A 19,421-nucleotide genomic window follows, 5' to 3' on the forward strand; every position below is an offset into this window, starting at 1 on the left:
ATGGATACGCTTGGCTATTTGGGTCAGGGTTTCGGCGTCGCGCTGAGCCCGTACAACCTGGTGACCGCCTTGTGCGGCACCCTGATCGGCACCGTAGTCGGCCTGCTGCCGGGCCTGGGCCCGATCAATGGCGTGGCATTGTTGATCCCGATCGCATTCGCCCTCGGCCTGCCGCCGGAGTCGGCACTGATCCTGCTGGCGGCGGTGTACCTGGGTTGCGAATACGGCGGGCGGATCAGTTCGATCCTGCTGAACATTCCTGGTGAAGCTTCTACCGTCATGACCACACTCGATGGTTACCCGATGGCCCGCAAAGGCCTGGCCGGTGTCGCGCTGTCGTTGTCGGCGTGGAGCTCGTTCATCGGTGCGTTCATCGCCACCTGCGGCATGGTGCTGTTCGCCCCGCTGCTGGCGAAATGGGCGATAGCCTTTGGCCCGGCGGAATATTTCGTGCTGATGGTGTTCGCCATTGTCTGCCTGGGCGGCATGGCCGGTGATCGACCGCTGAAAACCTTTATTGCGGCGTTGATCGGCCTGTTTCTGTCGAGCGTCGGGATCGATGCCAACAGCGGCGTTTACCGCTTCACCGGGGACAACATCCACCTGACCGACGGCATTCAATTCGTAGTGTTGGTGCTGGGTCTATTCTCCATCAGTGAAATTCTCCTGCTGCTGGAAAAAACCCATCATGGTCAGGAAGCCGTGAAAGCCACTGGCCGCATGATGTTCAACTTCAAGGAAGCCTCGGCGGTGTTCGTGGTGAACCTGCGTTGTGGTGTGCTGGGCTTCATCATGGGCGTGTTGCCGGGAGCCGGCGCGACCCTCGCCAGCGCCGTGGCCTACATGACCGAAAAACGTATCGCCGGCGCCAAAGGCACGTTCGGCCAAGGCGACATGCGCGGACTCGCGGCACCGGAAACCGCCATCGGCGGCGCAGCGTGCGGCGCACTGGTGCCGATGCTGACCCTCGGTGTTCCCGGCTCGGGCACCACGGCAGTGATGATCGGTGCGCTGTCGCTGTACAACATCACGCCGGGGCCGCTGCTGTTCCAACAGCAACCCGACATCGTCTGGGGCCTGATCGCCTCGTTGTTCATCGCCAACATCATGCTGGTGATCCTCAACATCCCGATGATCCGCATTTTCACCCGCATCCTCGCCGTGCCGAACTGGGCATTGGTACCGGTGATCGCGATCATCACCGGGATCGGCGTCTACGCGGTGCACGCCACCACGTTCGACCTGTTCCTGATGATCGGCATTGGCATCTTCGGCTACATCCTGCGCAAGCTGGACTTCCCGTTGTCGCCGATTTTGCTGGGCTTCATCCTCGGCGGCCTGATGGAACAAAACCTGCGTCGCGCGCTGTCGATTTCCAACGGTGCACTGGAAATCCTCTGGTCCAGCCCGATCACCTTCGGCTGCTGGGTACTGACCGCGATCATGCTGCTGATGCCATTGCTGCGGATCTGGCGCAAACGTTCGGCCACTCAACGCGCTATCGCCGATGTCTGATCGAATACCGTTCAAAGCCTGGTGGGGAACACCGCTGGTCGGTCTGCTGGGCGGTTACCTCGCCAGCCAGATCGGCTGGCCGCTGCCGTGGATGGTCGGCTCGTTGCTGGCGATCATCCTCGTGCGCTGCCTGACCCCTTGGCAATTGGCGGAAATCCCTGGCGGGCGCAAGTGCGGCCAGTGGATTGTGGGAATCGGTATCGGCCTGCACTTCACCCCGGTAGTGATGGAGCAGGTGTTGGGGCATTTTGGTCTGATCTTCTTCGGTGCGTTGGTCACCAGCCTGTCGGCCGTAGTCGGCGTCTGGTTGATGCGCCGTACCGGCGAGGATCGCGCCACTGCATTTTTTTCCAGCATGCCGGGTGGCTCCGGGGAGATGGTCAACCTCGGCGCGCGCAACGGTGCGGTGCTCAGCCGTGTGGCGGCGGGGCAAAGTCTGCGGGTGCTGGTGGTGGTGTTGTGTGTACCGGCAGCCTTCAAGTATTTGCTGGGTGACGGCGCACCGGTTGTGCACGCCACCGCCGTTGATTGGCGCTGGCTGGCTCTGTTATTCCCGGCAGGCGCCTTGATGGCGTGGCTCTGGGAACGTCTGCGTCAGCCGAATCCGTGGCTGTTTGGGCCTTTGCTGGTGAGTGCGGTAGTGAGCATCGGTTGGGATTTGCACATTGGTTTGCCCAATGGCGGCAGCCAGATCGGCCAATGGCTGATTGGCAGCGGTCTGGGCTGTCACTTCAACCGCCAGTTTTTCCGGCGTGCGCCTTCATTCATGGGCCGGACCTTGATCGGCACGATGTTGACCATGTTGATCGCCACGCTGGCGGCATTGGGGTTGAGTGCGTTGACGCATCTGGATTTGCGTTCGCTGACGTTAGGCATGATGCCCGGCGGGATTGCGGAAATGAGCCTGACGGCGGAGACGCTGCAGTTATCGGTGCCGCTGGTGACGGCGATGCAGGTGATGCGGTTGCTGTTCGTGCTGTTTCTGGCGGAGCCGTTGTTCAAGTATTGGAATCGGGTGCCGGATTAGGCGACAGACCGAGTCGCCAACTTCGCGAGCAAGCCCGCTCCCACATTTGATCTCTGCTGTACACAAAACCGTGTCCACTGGAGATCAAATGTGGGAGCGGGCTTGCTCGCGAAGAGGCCCTCACTGCCAACGATCAAACCGGCGGCAATCGCCACTCAATCGGCGTCTCACCATTCTGCTCAAGAAACTTGTTGGTCCGGCTGAAGTGCCCGCATCCCAGGAAACCGCGATACGCGGACAACGGCGACGGATGCACTGACGTCAGCACCAGGTGTTTGGTCGCGTCGATCAGTTTCTGCTTGCTCTGGGCATGCGCGCCCCACAGCATAAACACCAGATGCGGCTGCTGCTGGCTGACGACCTCAATGATCCGGTCCGTGAAAAACTGCCAGCCCTTGTCCTTGTGCGCATTGGCATTGGCGCGCTCGACGGTCATGGTGGTATTGAGCATCAGCACGCCCTGGTCGGCCCAACTCTGCAAATAGCCATGGTTGGGAATATCGATGTTCAGGTCGCGTTTCAACTCTTTATAGATGTTCACCAGTGACGGCGGCGCCGGCACGCCCGGTTGCACCGAGAAGCACAACCCATGGGCCTGGCCCGGGCCGTGGTAAGGATCCTGACCGAGGATGACGACCTTGACCTTGTCCAGCGGCGTGGAGTTGAGCGCGTTGAAAATCATCGGGCCCGGTGGATAGATCTCTTTGCCTGCCGCACGCTCCTGTTGCAGGAAATCACGCAACTCTGCCATGTAGGGCTGGTCGAATTCGGCACGCAGTGCCTCCTTCCAGCTCGGTTCGAGTTTGATACGGTCGTCAGCAGTCATGGTTACATCCGGCAAAAACAATGGGGCGAACCCTAGGAAAGCCCATCACGCTTGTCAATTGATCTGTCGCACATCCGGCACTTTCCTGTACAGCGATCATACTGAACGCTCAAATTCCCGATCGAGGTCACGATGAATCTGCACTTCGAAGAACTCACCGGCACCGACGGCGCGCGCATCGGCATCGCCAGCCTCGATGCCGAAAAGTCCCTCAATGCCCTGTCCCTGCCGATGATCAACGCCCTGCGTGATCAAATGGACGCCTGGGCCAAGGACCCGCAAATCGTCTGCGTGTTGCTGCGCGGCAACGGCGCCAAGGCCTTCTGTGCCGGCGGTGAAGTACGCAGCCTGGTGGAAGCCTGTCGCGCTCATCCCGGGGAGGTACCGCCGTTGGCCGCGCACTTCTTTGCGGCGGAATACCGCCTGGACTTCAAGCTGCACACCTACCCGAAACCGTTGATCTGCTGGGGTCACGGTTATGTGCTCGGCGGCGGGATGGGGTTGTTGCAAGGCGCGAGTATCCGGATTGTCACGCCAAGCACCCGGCTGGCGATGCCTGAAATCAGCATTGGCCTGTACCCGGACGTTGGCGCCAGTTGGTTTCTGTCGCGACTGCCCGGCAAGCTCGGGCTGTTTCTGGGCCTGACCGGCGCTCATATGAACGGGCGCGATGCAATCGACCTGGACCTGGCCRACCGCTTCCTGCTCGATGAACAACAGGAGGAACTGATCGAAGGATTGCTGCAACTGAACTGGCAGGAACAAACCCCAATGCAACTCAACAGTTTGCTCAAGGCCTTGCAGCAGGAAGCCATCGCGCAAATGCCCGAAGCCCAGTGGCTGCCAAGACGCCAGCACATCGACGAACTGCTGGATGTCAGTGATGTGAGTTGCGCCTGGAAGGCCATCAGCCTGCAACGCGACAACACCGACTTGCTACTCAGTCGTGCCGCAAAAACCATGAGCGAAGGCTCGCCGCTGACCGCGCATCTGGTCTGGGAGCAAATCGCTCGGGCCCGGCACTTGTCGCTGGCTCAGGTTTTTCAGATGGAATACACCCTGAGCCTCAATTGCTGCCGTCATCCGGAATTCAGCGAGGGTGTGCGGGCGCGGTTAATCGACAAAGATCAGAAACCGCACTGGCACTGGCCAGACATCAACAACGTGCCGGATGCGGTGGTGGATGCGCACTTTCAGAAGGCTTGGGAGGGTCGGCATCCATTAGCGGATTTGTCGGAGTACTGAACGAAAATGAGGGAGCGAGACCGGCAAGCCGGTCTCGCTCCCACAGGTATTTGTCTAGCTCAAATTACCGGTGTCCGCCTCGGCCGTTGTGGCCTTGACTGTAGTGACCTTGACCATTTTGGTTGCCTTGGCTGTTGTGGTTGCCGCGCCCGCTGTGTTTGTAGTTGCGTCCACCACTGCGGTAGTCATTGTTCCAGCCACTTCGGTTATTACCGTCCCACCCGTGACTCTGATGAGCTCGGTAATTGCTCCGCGACGGGTAATAACGCGGTGCCGGCTGATAAACCCTTGGCTGATAGTAATAGCGCGGTGTCGGCTGGTAATACCGCGCTGGCGGTGAGTAATACCGGGGCGGCGGTGAGTAATAACCCCCGCCTCCTGAATAGTAGGATCCGCCACCGGCGTAATAGGTGGGCGCTGGCGAGGTATAGACCTCGGAACTGTAGTAGCTGGCTCCTCCATCGGAATAGGGCACGCACGCACCAAGAGACAGTCCCGATAGAGCAATCAGAAGAATTTGGCAGAGCTGTTTTCGACAGAGCATGGCGGCCTCCTGGACCGCGAGTGAGCTACACCAGCGACGCTGGCGAGCGGCAGTCAATTATTCGGTGACTGTCGAAAGATCAGACATCGTTTTCGAAATCTGGTGCGGCCATGAAACAGCTTGAAACATCTGCCCGATGAAAGGTTTTTCATCTATTCACGCGCTGATTAGTGGTGTCCGTGGTGATATCCACCGCCGTAATAACGCGGTCCGTGGCCCCCGTAATAACGGTAGCGATAGCCCCCGTAATACCGTGGACCGTCATAGCCACCGTAGTAGTAAGGCGAGTTATAACCAGGATAGTAATAACCGGGGTAGTAATAAGATCCGCCGTACGCGTCGTAAGGGCCCGCATAGTAATAGCAACCAGACACCCCCAAACCAAACAATACAATAAACACAATTCGATGCAGCATGACGGCCTCCGAAAAGACCTGGGGACTTCAGCTGACAACGGTCGGCTGACATTGCTTTTGACCTGAAAAACGGCATCGAGTGCTGGGCCGCAAACACCTCCGGATCAGCGGCCAAACCGTCCCATTGCGGTGCAGCCGCGCACCATCACAAGGCAACCGCACTCCCCTCCCGACGTAACCATCGCGTCGTACCCCACGCTAGAGCCTTCAAGCTGACTTGGCACGTCTCTCGCTTTAGTAAAAGCGTGCAGGAGTTCATCACAGGTTCGCGGCACCACAATTTGCAATGGCTGACTAGGGTTCCGGCTCGCTTAGGCGAGTGGCTGGTCCGAGAGTTGGCGACCTCCAGTTGAGGTTACACGGCGGGACAAAAGCCCGGGAGACAAGCCACCGTTCGCGGTGCCGCGTTGACTCCTGCTCGCCCCTGATCAACTGGAGAACCACCCATGTCCCAGCTTCGTCTACCCACCCTGCTCGCCGCTGCGTTCGCAGCCTTCGTAAGCTTCTCGACCCAGGCCGCCCAAAAAGACCATTTCAGCGTCTGCTGGACCATCTACGCCGGCTGGATGCCTTGGGAATACGCTGGTAGCCAAGGCATCGTCGACAAATGGGCGAAGAAGTACGGCATCAAGATTGATGTGGTGCAGCTCAACGACTACGTCGAATCGATCAATCAATACACCGCTGGCCAGTTCGACGGTTGCACCATGACCAACATGGACGCGCTGACCATTCCGGCCGCTGGCGGCGTCGACAGCACCGCGCTGATCGTCAGCGATTTCTCCAACGGCAACGACGGCATCGTGCTCAAGGGCGATGGCAAGAAAGTCACCGACCTCAAAGGCATGGACGTCAACCTCGTGGAGCTGTCGGTTTCCCATTACCTGCTGGCCCGTGCGCTGGACTCGGTCGACCTCAGCGAAAAAGATCTGAAAGTGGTCAACACCTCCGACGCCGACATCTCGGCCGCCTTCAACACCGACCAGGTCAACGCGGTCACTACCTGGAACCCGATGCTCTCGGACATCAAGGCCAAGCCCGCCGTCACCGAAGTCTTCAACTCCAGCCAGATCCCCGGCGAAATCATGGACATGATGGTGGTCAACAGCGCCACCCTCAAAGACAACCCGGCCCTGGGCAAAGCGCTGACCGGTGCCTGGTTCGAAGTGGTCGAATTGATGAACGCAAAAAACGCCGCCAGCAAAGCCGCGCTCGAACACATGGCCAAGGCCTCGGGCACTGACCTGGCGGGTTTCCAGGCACAACTCGACACCACCAAATTGTTCGCCACGCCCAAAGAAGCCCTGGACTTCTCCACTAGCAAGCAACTGCCGGCAACCATGCGCAAAGTGGCCGAGTTTTCGTTCCAGCACGGCTTGCTCGGTGAAGGCGCCAAGGACACCAGCGCCGTCGGCATGGCGTTCGCCAATGGCGTGACCAGCGGCGACACCTCCAACCTCAAGCTGCGCTTCGACCCGACCTTCGTGCAGATGGCTGCCGACGCCAAGCTGTAAACAGGAGGAGCTGGCCATGCGCCTGATCAATCGCCACCCGGATCGCCCGAGTCGCCTGTTGCTGGTGATCCTGCCGTTCGCCCTGGTGCTGTTCGCCTACTTCATGGGCTCGGCCGAGCGACTGGCAGACAACCCCAACGACAAGCTGCTGCCGAGCGCCGTTCAGATGACCGACGCGGTGAAACGCCTGGCCTTCGTCGCCGACACCCGCACCGGTGAATACCTGCTGTGGCAGGACAGCGCTTCGAGCTTGCGCCGCCTGGCCATCGGTCTCGGAATCAGCGCATTGACGGCGCTGTGCCTGGGCATGGCGGCGGGCACTCTGCCGCTGTTTGGCGCGCCGCTATCCCCGCTGCTGACGGTGCTGTCGATGGTGCCGCCGCTGGCGATCCTGCCGATTCTGTTCATCGTGTTCGGTCTTGGGGAATTGTCGAAAGTGATGCTGATCGTGATTGGCATCACCCCGGTCCTGGCCCGTGATCTGGAACAACGCACCCGGGAAATTCCCGTCGAGTTGCTGATCAAGGCCCAGACCCTCGGCGCCTCGACCTGGACCCTGATGCTGCGCGTGGTACTGCCGCAACTGCTGCCGCGTTTGCTGATTTCGCTGCGGTTGATGCTTGGTTCAGCGTGGCTGTTCCTGATCGCCGCTGAAGCCATTGCCTCGACCGACGGCCTCGGCTATCGGATCTTCCTCGTGCGTCGTTACCTGGCAATGGACGTGATCCTGCCGTACGTGGTGTGGATCACCCTCCTCGCCTGGCTAATGGACTGGGGCCTCAAGCGCCTGACCCAACGTGCGTTCCCTTGGTATGAAGGAGCCCGCGCATGAGCTTCATCACGGTGAAAAACGTCTGGCAGCAATACGGCGATCAGGTGGTGCTCGAAGGCCTGAACCTGAACGTCAACGAGGGTGAGTTCTGCACCCTCGTCGGCGCCTCCGGTTGCGGCAAATCGACCTTCCTGCGCTTGTTGCTCGGCCAGGAACGCGCCAGTCGCGGCGAGATTCTGCTCGACGGTCAGGCGTTGGCTGGCGAGCCGGATTCGAGCCGTGGCGTGGTGTTCCAGCGCTACTCGGTGTTCCCGCATTTGACGGTGCTGGACAACGTCGCCCTCGGCCTTGAATTGCCGCGTTCGCCACTGCTCGGACGCCTGTTCGGCAGTGCCAAGCGTGATGCGCGGGAACAGGCTTCGGTGTTGCTGCACAAAGTAGGCCTCGGCCATTCGCTGGACAAGTACCCGGCGCAACTTTCCGGCGGCATGCAACAACGGCTGGCCATCGCTCAGGCGCTGATCATGAAACCCCGGGTGTTGCTGCTCGACGAACCGTTTGGCGCGCTCGACCCGGGTATCCGCAAAGACATGCACGCCTTGCTCCTGGAGTTGTGGCGCGAGACTCAACTGACGGTATTCATGGTCACCCACGACCTGTCCGAAGGGTTCAGCCTCGGCACGCGCCTGCTGGTTTTCGACAAGGTCCGAGTCGACCCGCACGCCCCCGGCGCCTATGGCGCACGCATTACTTACGACATCCCTTTGAACAGCGACCGCCGCACCACCCGTGCCACCGTCGACGCCCTGCCGCTGCCACTGGCAGGCACGCTTCGTATCGCTTAGAGGAATATGGAAATGACTGATTCGACCCAGCTGTTCACACCCTTCGCCGAAGAATTGCTGCCCGGTGGCGGCCATCGTTCGTTTGTGCTCAAACGCGGCCAATTGCTGCGCCTGACCGACCTGCGTGGCGGTGCCAACGTCAGCCTGACGCTGCTCAACGCCAATGAAAAAACCGAACGCCTGAACCTGCCCGACAGCCTCAAATGCCAACACACCGCCAAGCTCACCAGCGGCCATTGCCTGTACTCGGACATGGGTCGCGTACTGGCGGCGATCACTGCCGACACCTGCGGATGGAGCGACAGCCTCGGCGGTGTGCTGTGTGCTGAGGAGGTCGCGGAAAAATACGGCGCCGGTCGCTATCAGGAACTGCGCAACGGCTTCTTCCGCAACGGCACCGACAACCTGTTGGTGGAACTGGGCAAGTGGGGGCTGGGCCTGTCGGATTTGCTGATGACCCTCAACCTGTTCAGCCGGGTGGACGTCGACGAAGCCGGACGCTTCCACTTCGTCGAAGGCAATTCCAGGGCCGGCGATTACATCGAGTTGTACGCACCGATGGACACGCTGGTGGTGCTCACCGCGTTGCAACACCCGATGGACCCATCACCTGAATATGCACCGAAACCCCTGAAGCTCAGCTGGATGAACGCCGACGTCAGCGTCGCCGAACACTGCCGCACTTCGCGCCCGGAAAACGAGCGAGGGTTCATCAACACTGACCGCCTGTTCGCCTGAGGATCGTTGCCATGTCACTCGCTATCGCCACCGCTCATCAACAGCCGGAAACCGCGATCTACCGCGCCACCATCCCCGCCGGCGAACCCTGGCTGATGGAGGTCAAGGCCGGCCAGACCTTGCGCATCCTCGACCTGGAGGGCAATCAAGCGGTCGACACCTTGTTCTACAGCGTCGCCAATCCAAAGGAACGCTACGACGTGCAGCGCACCTTACGCCGGCAAAACAGCGTCTACCTGAGCACCGGCAGCGTCCTGTATTCCAACCTCGGCAAACCGATGTTGACCATCGTCGCCGACACCTGCGGCCGTCACGACACCCTCGGCGGCGCCTGTGCGCAAGAGAGTAATACCGTGCGCTACGCCCTGGAAAAACGCTACATGCACAGCTGCCGCGACAACTACCTGCGCGCCTGCGTCCACGACGGGCGACTGGGCAAGGGCGACATCGGGCCGAACATCAATTTCTTCATGAATGTGCCGGTCACGGCGGACGGCGGATTGACCTTTGAAGACGGCATTTCGGCACCCGGCAAATACGTCGACTTACGGGCCGAGATGGACGTGATCGTACTGATCTCCAACTGCCCGCAATTGAACAATCCGTGCAACGCCTACAACCCGACACCGGCGGAGTTATTGGTATGGAACTGAAAATCGCGCGATTGCGACGTTGGTTGTTCGCCCTGTGCCAGGCGCGCTCAGGCCAGTGCCTGAAAAAGTGAATCCACCTTAAATCCAGTGTGGGAGCGAGCCTGCTCGCGATGGCGGCGTATCAGTCGGCATCAATTGTGGATGTGCTGACGCCATCGCGAGCWGGCTCGCTCCCACAGGGGTTCTGTGGTGTTTTGAAGTGAACTGTTTTTTCATCCGGGACGGCCCGGGTGCATCTCGAAAAACTGCGGGACGGCCCGCATCCCAGGTCGAGGCTGATGCGCTATCGCCTCCGGGGGTTATGCCATGTTCGAAAAAGTCCTGATTGCCAACCGTGGCGCCATTGCCTGCCGCATCCTGCGAACCCTGGGTGAATTGCAGGTCAAGGGCGTTGCCGTGTACTCCGAAGCCGATGCGGCCAGCCTGCACATTCTGCAAGCCGACGAAGCCCACAGCCTCGGTGAAGGCGCGGCCGTCGGCACCTATCTGGCGGTCGACAAGATCCTCGCCATCGCCAAAGCCACAGGTGCCACGGCGATCCATCCCGGCTACGGTTTCCTCTCGGAAAACGCCGCGTTCGCTGAAGCGTGCGAAGCCGCCAACATCGCCTTCATCGGTCCCACGGCCGAACAGTTGCGCGTGTTCGGCCTCAAGCACACAGCACGCGCCTTGGCCAAGCAACATGGCGTGCCAATGCTCGAAGGCACCGAACTGCTGGACAGCCTCGACGCAGCGCTGATCGCCGGTGAACAGGTCGGCTACCCGGTGATGCTCAAAAGCACCGCCGGTGGTGGCGGTATCGGCATGCGCGTGTGCCGCAGCGCGACCGAGTTGAGCGAGTCTTTTGAAGCCGTGAAGCGCCTCGGCCAGAACAACTTCAGCGATGCAGGCGTGTTCATCGAAAAGTACATCCAGCGCGCGCGGCATCTGGAGGTTCAGGTGTTCGGCGACGGCCGTGGCGAGGTGATTGCCCTCGGTGTGCGCGACTGCTCGGTACAACGGCGCAACCAAAAAGTCCTCGAGGAAACCCCGGCGCCAAACCTGCCCGAAGGCATGGCTGAGGAGCTGTGTGCGGCGGCGATCAAACTGGCAAAAGCGGTGAATTATCGCAGCGCCGGCACCGTGGAGTTTGTCTTTGACAGTGAAGATCAGCGCTTCTACTTTCTTGAAGTGAACACCCGCYTGCAGGTCGAACACGGCGTTACCGAACAAGTGTGGGGCGTCGATCTGGTGCGCTGGATGGTGGAACTCGCAGCCGGTGATTTGCCGCCACTGCGTGAGTTGAGCCAAGGGTTGAGAGCCGAAGGGCACGCGATTCAGGCACGCCTGTATGCCGAAGATCCGGGCCGCGATTTCCAGCCAAGTCCAGGTTTACTGACCGCCGTAAATTTCCCTGCCGCCAACGGCATCCAACTGCGCATCGACACCTGGGTCGAGGCCGGTTGCGAGATACCGCCGTACTTCGATCCGATGATCGCCAAGGTCATCAGCTGGGCACCGACCCGCGAAGAAGCACGCGCCGATTTGCATCAGGCATTGGCTGACAGTCAGCTCTATGGCGTGGAAACCAACCGCGATTACCTGCGGCAAATTCTGCTGGATGCGCCATTCGCCAGCGGCCAGCCGTGGACGCGCTGCCTGGAAGGTCTGGTCTATCAGGCCAACACTTTCGAAGTGCTCAGCGCCGGGACGCAAACCAGCGTTCAGGACTATCCGGGGCGCCTCGGCTATTGGGCGGTGGGTGTGCCGCCGTCGGGGCCGATGGACAGTCGCGCGCTGCGTCTGGGCAACCTTTTACTGGGTAACGAAGAAGGCGCCGCCGCGCTGGAAATCACCATGAGCGGGCCGTTGCTGCGCTTCAATTGTGATGCGGTGGTGGCGGTGACCGGGGCGGTTATTGCGCTGACGCTGAACGGTGAGACCATCGCGATGAATACGGCGCTGTTGGTGCCGGCGGGTGCCACGTTGAGCCTCGGCACGATGGCTGGTGCAGGCGCTCGCAGCTATCTGTGCGTGCGCGGTGGCTTGCAGGTTCCGGATTATCTGGGGAGCAAAAGCACCTTCACCCTCGGGCAGTTTGGCGGGCATGGCGGTCGTGCGTTGCGGGCGGGGGATGTGTTGCATGTGCCTGCTTTGATCGACCGTAGCGCTGGTGCGGAACTGCCTGAAATCGCTGAGTTGCCTGCCGTACGAACAATTCGCGTGATCTACGGCCCGCATGGTGCACCGGAATACTTCACCGAAAACTACATCGGCACGTTCTTCGCGACCCAGTGGGAAGTGCATTTCAATTCCAGTCGAACAGGTGTGCGACTGATCGGGCCGAAACCGGAATGGGTGCGGGCTGACGGGGGTGAAGCGGGACTGCATCCGTCGAACATTCATGACAATCCATACGCCATCGGTGCGGTGGATTTTACCGGTGACATGCCCGTGATCCTCGGCCCGGATGGCCCGAGCCTGGGCGGGTTTGTGTGCCCGGTGACGGTGATCGAGGCGGACCTTTGGCAGCTTGGGCAGCTCAAGGCTGGGGACAAAGTGCAGTTCCTCCCGGTCGATCTCAAGACCGCCCGCACCCTCGCCTTGAAATGGAATAAATGTGGGAGCGGCGGTGCGACGATGCGACTTGCTTGCGAAAGCGGTGTATCAGACACATCTATTTCGACTGACACGCCCTCTTCGCGAGCAAGCCCGCTCCCACAGGGGATCGTGTCGCCTGTTGTGTTGGATTTGGGTCAGGACGATACGCGGCTGGTAGCGAGGCTGTCGGGGGATACTCACCTTCTTCTCGAAATCGGCGCACCGGAACTTGATCTTGTTTTACGCTTCCGCGCCCACGCCCTCATGCAAGCGCTGGAAAGCAAACACCTGCACGGCGTAATCGACCTCACCCCCGGCATCCGCTCGCTGCAAGTGCACTACCAACCCGAACAATTGCCGTTGGCTGATCTGCTCGGCATCGTTGCTGGTGAATGGGACGCCGTGTGCGCCGCCAAAGACTTGCAAGTGCCCTCGCGCATCGTGCATTTGCCACTGTCCTGGGATGATCCGGCCTGCCAGTTGGCCATCGAAAAATACATGACCACCGTGCGCAAGGACGCACCGTGGTGCCCGAGCAATCTGGAGTTCATMCGCCGCATCAACGACCTGCCCAACCTCGACGAAGTGCAGCGCACGGTGTTCGACGCAAGTTACCTGGTGATGGGCCTTGGCGACGTTTACCTCGGTGCACCGGTCGCCACCCCGCTCGATCCGCGTCATCGCCTGGTGACCACCAAGTACAACCCGGCCCGCACCTGGACCGCCGAAAATTCAGTCGGCATCGGCGGCGCCTACATGTGCGTCTACGGCATGGAAGGCCCTGGCGGTTATCAATTTGTCGGGCGCACCTTGCAGATGTGGAACCGCTACCGAGAAGTGGCCGCGTTCGATGGCAAACCGTGGCTGCTGCGCTTCTTCGACCAGATCCGTTTCTACCCGGTGAGCGCCGATGAACTGCTGCGCATCCGCAAGGACTTCCCGCTCGGGCGTTTCGAGCTGAACATCGAACACAGCCAGTTGAACCTCGCGGATTACCAGGCATTCCTGACGAAGGAAGCCGAGACCATCGCCACGTTTCGCGATCAGCAACAAGGCGCGTTCAACGCCGAGCGCGAGCGCTGGATCGCCAGCGGCCAGGCGCATTTTGACAGCGAAGAACTGGTCCCGGAAGCGACCGAAGATGCAGCCCTCGTCAGCGGCGAAATGAGCGTCGACAGCCACATCGCCGGCAACCTCTGGCAGGTCCAAGTAGAAACCGGCAGCCGCGTGGCCGCCGGTGATGTGCTGGTGATTCTGGAGTCGATGAAGATGGAAATTCCGCTGCTGGCGCCGATGGCCGGCGTGGTGCGTGAGATTCGTGTGCAACCGGGCTCGGCGGTGCGCGCCGGACAACGCGTTGTGGTGCTGGAAGTCGACTGAACCCATTTCGAAAAGGATCAACCTCATGACCATCAATCTGCAACTCGACGCCCTGCGCAACGCTTACCTCGACGGCAGCATCACGCCTCGACAACTGCTGTCGAACCTGCGCGACAAAGCCGCCGCGCTGAACCCGGACTATCACCTGTTCATCCACTTGCTCAGTGTCGAAGAACTGGAACCGTACCTCGCCGCCCTCGACGGCCGCGACATCGACAGCCTGCCGCTGTACGGCGTGCCATTCGCGATCAAGGACAACATCGACCTGGCGGGCATTCCAACCACCGCGGCGTGTCCGGACTTTGCCTATGTGCCGAAGCAATCGGCGACCATCGTCGAGCAACTGCTGGCGCTGGGAGCGATCCCGTTGGGCAAGACCAATCTCGACCAGTTCGCCACCGGCCTCAATGGCAGCCGCTCGCCGTATGGCGCGTGCCCGAACAGCGTGTTGCCGGAATATCCGTCGGGCGGCTCCAGCGCCGGCTCTTCGTTGGCGGTAGCGTTGGGGGTGGCGAGTTTTTCATTGGGCACGGACACGGCGGGATCGGGACGAGTGCCAGCGGGTTTGAACAATCTGGTGGGACTGAAAGCCACCAAAGGTTTGTTCTCCACAGCGGGTGTGGTGCCGGCCTGCCGCACGCTGGATTGCGTGACGACCTTCACGGCGACGGCTCGCGAGGCCAGCCAATTGCTGGCGCTCACCGCGCACCTCGACCCACGCGATGAGTACAGCCGCAGCAACCCGCAGTGGAACGACGGCTCGGCATTCGGTACGCCGCGCCCATTCCGCTTCGGAGTGCCGCGCACGCAGGACCTGGAGTTTTTCGGTTGCCCTGAAGGCCCGCTGTTGTTCGGGGAGGCCATCGAACAGCTCAAGGCCTTGGGCGGTGAAGCCGTCGAACTGGATTTGTCGCCTTTTCTCGAAGCCGCCCGTTTGCTCTACGAAGGGCCATGGGTGGCCGAGCGCTACAGCGTGGCCGGGGAATTGATGGAGCAAAAACCTGAAGCCGTGCTGCCGGTGATTCAAGCGGTGCTGGCCAAGGCACCGGCGGTGACGGGCGTGCAAACCTTCCGCGCCCAGTACCGCCTGCAAGCCCTGAAGGCGCTGTGCGACAAGGCGCTGGAAGGGCTCGATTGYGTAGTCACGCCGACCATCGGCCGCCCGGTAACACTGGCACAGCTGGACGCCGAACCGGTGCTGCGCAATTCGGAACTGGGCTACTACACCAACTTCATGAACCTGCTCGATTACGCCGCCGTCGCCGTGCCTAGCGCTTTCATGGACAACGGCCTGCCATGGGGCGTGACACTGTTTGGTCGAGCGTTTACCGATCAGTATTTGCTGAGCGTGGCGGATGCATTCCAGCGCCAGCAAGGTCTGACTATACCGGCACCAACAACGGTTGCGCGCAACGACCGGGCGCGGCTGGTGGTGTGTGGCGCGCATCTGGACGGTTTGGCGCTGAACTGGCAATTGAAGCGGCGCGGGGCGCGGATGGTCGAGTCGACGTTCAGTTCGCCGGACTATCAACTGTATGCGTTGGCCGGTGGCCCACCGTTTCGTCCGGGGATGGTTCGGGTGAAGGATGGCGGTGTGGCGATTGCGGTAGAAGTTTGGGAATTGCCGAGCAGTGAATTGGGCTCGTTCCTGACCGGAATTCCGGCGCCGCTGGGGTTGGGCAAGGTGCACCTGGCAGATGGACGCTGGGAGAGCGGGTTTATCTGTGAGGCGTATGGGTTGGAGGGTGCGGTGGATATCAGTCATCTCGGTGGATGGCGTGCATACCTGCAATCCCGGACCTGAACACGCCCCCTCCTGCTCGCGAAGGCGTCAGCACATCCACCATTGATGTCGCCTGATACACCGCTTTCGCCAGCAGGCTCGCTCCCGCAGCGTCTAGCGCAATTGCGTCAGTTATTTTCCAGCAGTGCCGTTAGAATGCTCGTCATCCGGTCACTGCCAGGCAATCCGGCTGTCATCGCAATTGCGTGGAAATGACTCACTCGCGTTATGAGAATCCCTTTATGAACCGGCCTGAACTCTGCCCGGCCTGCGGCGCGTCCAACGACTGCACCCTGGCCGTCCCGCAAACCGCCGATCGCGCCTGTTGGTGCTACGGCGTCAGCATCGACCCGGCCGTGCTCAAAGCACTGCCGCCGGAACTGCGCGACAAATCCTGCCTGTGCCCACGCTGTGCGCAGGTCGAAGCGCAGCTGTAAGCACGCGCCCGGCCGATCACGTAAGATACGCGGCCCTTTTCCCTCCGATCCCTTGCCATGCGCGTTGACCGTTTCCTCAGCAACCTGCCGCGCTTTAACCGTAAGCAGGTTCGCCTGTTACTGGTCGAAAAGCGCGTGCGGATCGACGGAACAATCGTCAGCGACCCGCACGCCGAAGTGCTCGAATTCAGCCGCGTCGAAGTCAACGACGAGGTCCTGCAAGTCGGCAAGCCTGCACGCTATTTCATGCTGAATAAGCCGCCCGGCTGCGTCAGCGCCACCCGCGATCCGGAGCACCCGACGGTCCTCGACCTGATTGATGAACCGGACAAGGACGAGTTGCACATCGCCGGTCGCCTCGACTTCAACACCACCGGCCTGATGCTGATCACCAACGACGGCAGTTGGTCGCGACGCTTGACCCAACCGCAAACCAAACTGCCCAAGGTCTACTACGTCGAGACCGAACAGGACATCGGCCCGGCGTACGCGCTGAAATTCACTGAAGGGCTGTATTTCGCTTTCGAAGACCTCACCACTCAGCCTGCCGAGCTGGTGCTGCTGGGGCCGAAGTCGGCGCGCCTGAGCATCGTCGAAGGCCGCTATCACCAGGTGAAGCGCATGTTCGGCCACTTCAACAATAAGGTTTTGCGCCTGCACCGCGAGCGCATGGGGCCGCTGGTGCTCGATAACGCGCTAAAACCGGGCGAGTACCGCGCCTTGCGCACCGAAGAGATTCATTTGATCTAAGCAGGCGACCGCTCAGCAGAAGTTGTCGAACAATTTACCAATGGCTCTTGCACGAAGGCGTCTACCCTGCTTGAATCAGGTCGTCAGCCGAAATGTGACTGACGAGTCACCAACTACCTCTAAGAAACTTTTTGTCGGTTAGAGAACCCTCAGGTTCCGCTTCAGACCGACAGACTGCCCGCCAATAATAATACCCGTCGACCAGCTGTACCGGATCGACATGGGCTTCAAAATTCCAGGCGTATGCCTACCTGTCACAAAGCTCGTGCAATCTCATTTGCGCGCATACCCGCTTGCCAGGAGTCATATGACATGAGGCCAGAAATCGCTGTGCTGGATATACAGGGTCAGTATCGGGTCTACACGGAGTTCTATCGCGCAGACGCCGCAGAGAAGACCATCATCTTGGTCAACGGCTCGATGGCCACGACTGCGTCGTTTGCACAAACCGTGAAAAACCTACATCCGCAGTTCAATGTGGTCTGCTACGACCAGCCCTACGCGGGCAGGTCCAAAGCCCACAACCTGCATGAGAAATTGCTGACCAAGGAAGTCGAAGGGCAGATCCTCCTGGAGCTGATCGACCACTTCGGCGCCGAACACGTGCTGTCGTTTTCCTGGGGCGGCGCCGCGACCCTGGTCGCCCTCGCCCATCGTCCACGACGCATCGAAAAAGCCGTGATCAGCTCGTTCTCTCCGGAGATCAATGCGCACATGCTCGATTACCTCGAGCGCGGCGTCGATTACCTCGGCAGCCGGGACGGCGACCGGGTCGGCAACCTGGTGAACAGCACCATCGGCAAACACTTGCCGAGCCTGTTCAAGCGTTTCAACTACCGGCACGTCAGCAGCCTGGCCGATCATGAATACGGGCAGATGCACTTCCACATCAGCGACCTGCTGCACAGTGATCGCCAGTGCTTCCTCAAAGCCTCGGAGAAAATCAACGTGCCGGTGCTGTTCATGAATGGCGAATGGGACGAATACACCGCCGCCGATGGCGCGCGCTTATTCGCCAACCACGTTCAGAACGCCACCTTCACAACACTGGAAGCCACCGGCCACTTTCTCGACATGGAACACAAAGCCGCCTGCCGAGACAGCCGCAACGCCCTGCTGGGGTTCCTGACACCTTCGCAGCATGAGAGCCGAACGCGTTACCACTACGTCAAGGATCACCATGCACTGGCAATCTGAAACAGCGTCCTCGCGAGCAAGCCCCGCACTACAGTGTTGAATGCATTCCTGTAGGCGCGTGGCCTGCCCGCGAAAGACCGCCGCGCGGTCTCTGGCCTGTTTCACCTGCGCTAAAGTCATCCTGCGTAAAGAAAAACTTCATTTCCACGCGCACATCTGGTACAAAGTCAGCCGCTCTGAGCGGGTGTCGTATAATGGCATTACTCCAGCTTCCCAAGCTGATAACGAGGGTTCGATTCCCTTCACCCGCTCCAATCGAATTTGAGACTCACGTTGTTTTTTGACGGGGGATGCAGGTAAAAAAAACCGGACTTGATGTCCGGTTTTTTTATGTCTGGGGTTTGGTGAAATTGGGCGTGTGGGTAAATTAAGGTGTTCGCACAAAGTCGATGCTCTGTTAGCGTTTTTCTTGCGCCAATAATGGATGTCGTCAATGCAATTAGGGTTTCAGGGCCTCACGACCGCAATGGCATTGCACTGGTACGGTCGCATCTCGTCAATGCGAAGACTACCATCTCCCAAAACGGGAGGACTTGCGGTGCGAGTGATTGCAAAAGGGACATTGCGGGAGTTTTGGGAAAGCAGTCCAGCCTACACTGACGCAGAAACACCGCTTGTTGAATGGTATCGACATATGGAAAAAGCCATTTACCGCACGTCTCAAGAGGTCAAGGCGGAGCTGAGAACGGCCAGCATCCTCAAGGGCGGCAGGGTTRTATTCAACATCGGATGCTACAAATATCGAGTGATTCTGGCAGTCGACTATCAACGACAGCTCGGCTTCATCAGATTCGTTGGCACCCACGCCCAATATGATCAGATCAACGCGGAGACCGTGTAATGAACATTAAACCTATTCGCAGCCAAGAAGACCTGACCGCTGCATTTGCTCGAGTGGAGCAACTGTGGAGTGCAAAAATCGGTTCGCCTGACGGTGATGAGCTGGAAATTCTGGCGCTGCTCATCGAAAAATACGAAGACGAGCATTATCCAATGCCGCCTTCTGATCCGATTGAGGCCATCAAATTCCGCATGGATCAGCAAGGCCTGYCCCCTCGTGATCTGGAACCGTTCATCGGTACGAGCGGGCGCGTATCCGAAGTGCTGAATCGTAAGCGCAAACTGAGTCTGTCGATGATCAAGCGTCTGCACGATGGATTGAGAATTCCTTACGAGAGTTTGCTCGCTGGTGCTGCCTG

Annotated in this window: 17 protein-coding genes, 1 tRNA gene and 1 riboswitch; of the genes, 16 read left to right on the plus strand and 2 right to left on the minus strand. The window is 60.0% G+C overall.

Annotated features, from left to right (window positions below):
- Positions 1 to 1,515 (plus strand): tripartite tricarboxylate transporter permease, encoded by a 1,515-nt coding sequence (locus tag AC1DRJ_RS00995; RefSeq protein ID WP_477800396.1) that lies wholly within the window; start codon positions 1 to 3, stop codon positions 1,513 to 1,515.
- On the plus strand, positions 1,508 to 2,542 hold the full coding sequence (locus tag AC1DRJ_RS01000; RefSeq protein ID WP_477800397.1) for an AbrB family transcriptional regulator: 1,035 nt from the start codon (positions 1,508 to 1,510) through the stop codon (positions 2,540 to 2,542). The genes AC1DRJ_RS00995 and AC1DRJ_RS01000 overlap by 8 nt, the downstream gene beginning before the upstream one ends.
- A 133-nt stretch (positions 2,543 to 2,675) precedes the next feature.
- Here AC1DRJ_RS01000 and ung read toward each other — a convergent pair whose 3' ends face one another.
- Entirely contained in the window at positions 2,676 to 3,368 is a 693-nt protein-coding gene (gene ung / locus AC1DRJ_RS01005; protein ID WP_192228690.1) for a uracil-DNA glycosylase, read from the minus strand.
- A gap of 132 nt (positions 3,369 to 3,500) precedes the next feature.
- On the opposite strand from ung, the gene AC1DRJ_RS01010 reads away from it, so the two are divergent.
- A complete protein-coding gene (locus AC1DRJ_RS01010; RefSeq protein WP_477800398.1) occupies positions 3,501 to 4,613 on the plus strand; it encodes an enoyl-CoA hydratase/isomerase family protein in 1,113 nt (370 codons plus the stop codon).
- A gap of 64 nt (positions 4,614 to 4,677) precedes the next feature.
- Here the strand turns inward: AC1DRJ_RS01010 and AC1DRJ_RS01015 are convergent, their stop codons facing one another.
- Entirely contained in the window at positions 4,678 to 5,157 is a 480-nt protein-coding gene (locus tag AC1DRJ_RS01015; protein ID WP_477800399.1) for a hypothetical protein, read from the minus strand.
- A gap of 699 nt (positions 5,158 to 5,856) precedes the next feature.
- Positions 5,857 to 5,957: riboswitch (guanidine-I (ykkC/yxkD leader) on the plus strand.
- A gap of 62 nt (positions 5,958 to 6,019) precedes the next feature.
- Here AC1DRJ_RS01015 and AC1DRJ_RS01020 point away from each other — a divergent pair.
- The 13 genes from AC1DRJ_RS01020 to AC1DRJ_RS01080 all read left to right on the plus strand — a co-directional run.
- Positions 6,020 to 7,087 (plus strand): putative urea ABC transporter substrate-binding protein, encoded by a 1,068-nt coding sequence (locus AC1DRJ_RS01020; RefSeq protein ID WP_477800400.1) that lies wholly within the window; start codon positions 6,020 to 6,022, stop codon positions 7,085 to 7,087.
- 16 nt (positions 7,088 to 7,103) lie between these two features.
- A complete protein-coding gene (locus AC1DRJ_RS01025; protein ID WP_477800401.1) occupies positions 7,104 to 7,919 on the plus strand; it encodes an ABC transporter permease in 816 nt (271 codons plus the stop codon).
- Positions 7,916 to 8,704 carry an ABC transporter ATP-binding protein gene (locus tag AC1DRJ_RS01030; protein WP_477800402.1) on the plus strand — a complete coding sequence of 263 codons (789 nt, stop codon included), beginning with the start codon at positions 7,916 to 7,918 and terminating at the stop codon, positions 8,702 to 8,704. The genes AC1DRJ_RS01025 and AC1DRJ_RS01030 overlap by 4 nt, the downstream gene beginning before the upstream one ends.
- A gap of 12 nt (positions 8,705 to 8,716) precedes the next feature.
- On the plus strand, positions 8,717 to 9,442 hold the full coding sequence (locus tag AC1DRJ_RS01035; RefSeq protein WP_477800403.1) for an urea amidolyase associated protein UAAP1: 726 nt from the start codon (positions 8,717 to 8,719) through the stop codon (positions 9,440 to 9,442).
- Between the two features lie 11 nt (positions 9,443 to 9,453).
- Entirely contained in the window at positions 9,454 to 10,095 is a 642-nt protein-coding gene (locus tag AC1DRJ_RS01040) for an urea amidolyase associated protein UAAP2 (RefSeq protein WP_282480780.1), read from the plus strand.
- A gap of 306 nt (positions 10,096 to 10,401) precedes the next feature.
- On the plus strand, positions 10,402 to 14,055 hold the full coding sequence (uca, locus tag AC1DRJ_RS01045; RefSeq protein WP_477800404.1) for an urea carboxylase: 3,654 nt from the start codon (positions 10,402 to 10,404) through the stop codon (positions 14,053 to 14,055).
- A 25-nt stretch (positions 14,056 to 14,080) separates the two neighbouring features.
- Positions 14,081 to 15,859, plus strand: coding sequence for an allophanate hydrolase (gene atzF / locus AC1DRJ_RS01050; RefSeq protein ID WP_477800405.1), 1,779 nt, complete (start codon positions 14,081 to 14,083; stop codon positions 15,857 to 15,859).
- 221 nt (positions 15,860 to 16,080) lie between these two features.
- Entirely contained in the window at positions 16,081 to 16,275 is a 195-nt protein-coding gene (locus AC1DRJ_RS01055; protein WP_477800406.1) for a cysteine-rich CWC family protein, read from the plus strand.
- 57 nt (positions 16,276 to 16,332) lie between these two features.
- Entirely contained in the window at positions 16,333 to 17,025 is a 693-nt protein-coding gene (locus tag AC1DRJ_RS01060) for a pseudouridine synthase (RefSeq protein ID WP_477800407.1), read from the plus strand.
- A 312-nt stretch (positions 17,026 to 17,337) separates the two neighbouring features.
- Positions 17,338 to 18,222: an alpha/beta fold hydrolase gene (locus AC1DRJ_RS01065; RefSeq protein ID WP_477800408.1), complete on the plus strand. Its 885-nt coding sequence runs from the start codon at positions 17,338 to 17,340 to the stop codon at positions 18,220 to 18,222.
- A gap of 180 nt (positions 18,223 to 18,402) precedes the next feature.
- Positions 18,403 to 18,476: transfer RNA gene (locus AC1DRJ_RS01070), tRNA-Gly, on the plus strand.
- Between the two features lie 284 nt (positions 18,477 to 18,760).
- Entirely contained in the window at positions 18,761 to 19,063 is a 303-nt protein-coding gene (locus AC1DRJ_RS01075) for a type II toxin-antitoxin system HigB family toxin (RefSeq protein ID WP_477800411.1), read from the plus strand.
- Positions 19,063 to 19,421, plus strand: a 359-nt coding sequence (locus tag AC1DRJ_RS01080; protein WP_477800409.1) for a helix-turn-helix domain-containing protein, incomplete at its 3' end; no start/stop codon positions are given. The genes AC1DRJ_RS01075 and AC1DRJ_RS01080, both read left to right, overlap by 1 nt.

This window comes from Pseudomonas sp. P5_B2, assembly GCF_056400445.1.

Excerpts from the sequence above, each read along its gene's own strand:
- AC1DRJ_RS00995 (WP_477800396.1), top strand. The coding sequence starts at position 1 with ATGGATACGCTTGGCTATTTGGGTCAGGGTTTCGGCGTCGCGCTGAGC.
- AC1DRJ_RS01000 (WP_477800397.1), top strand. The coding sequence starts at position 1,508 with ATGTCTGATCGAATACCGTTCAAAGCCTGGTGGGGAACACCGCTGGTC.
- ung (WP_192228690.1), bottom strand. The coding sequence starts at position 3,368 with ATGACTGCTGACGACCGTATCAAACTCGAACCGAGCTGGAAGGAGGCA.
- AC1DRJ_RS01015 (WP_477800399.1), bottom strand. The coding sequence starts at position 5,157 with ATGCTCTGTCGAAAACAGCTCTGCCAAATTCTTCTGATTGCTCTATCG.
- AC1DRJ_RS01020 (WP_477800400.1), top strand. The coding sequence starts at position 6,020 with ATGTCCCAGCTTCGTCTACCCACCCTGCTCGCCGCTGCGTTCGCAGCC.
- AC1DRJ_RS01025 (WP_477800401.1), top strand. The coding sequence starts at position 7,104 with ATGCGCCTGATCAATCGCCACCCGGATCGCCCGAGTCGCCTGTTGCTG.
- AC1DRJ_RS01030 (WP_477800402.1), top strand. The coding sequence starts at position 7,916 with ATGAGCTTCATCACGGTGAAAAACGTCTGGCAGCAATACGGCGATCAG.
- AC1DRJ_RS01035 (WP_477800403.1), top strand. The coding sequence starts at position 8,717 with ATGACTGATTCGACCCAGCTGTTCACACCCTTCGCCGAAGAATTGCTG.
- AC1DRJ_RS01040 (WP_282480780.1), top strand. The coding sequence starts at position 9,454 with ATGTCACTCGCTATCGCCACCGCTCATCAACAGCCGGAAACCGCGATC.
- AC1DRJ_RS01055 (WP_477800406.1), top strand. The coding sequence starts at position 16,081 with ATGAACCGGCCTGAACTCTGCCCGGCCTGCGGCGCGTCCAACGACTGC.
- AC1DRJ_RS01060 (WP_477800407.1), top strand. The coding sequence starts at position 16,333 with ATGCGCGTTGACCGTTTCCTCAGCAACCTGCCGCGCTTTAACCGTAAG.
- AC1DRJ_RS01065 (WP_477800408.1), top strand. The coding sequence starts at position 17,338 with ATGAGGCCAGAAATCGCTGTGCTGGATATACAGGGTCAGTATCGGGTC.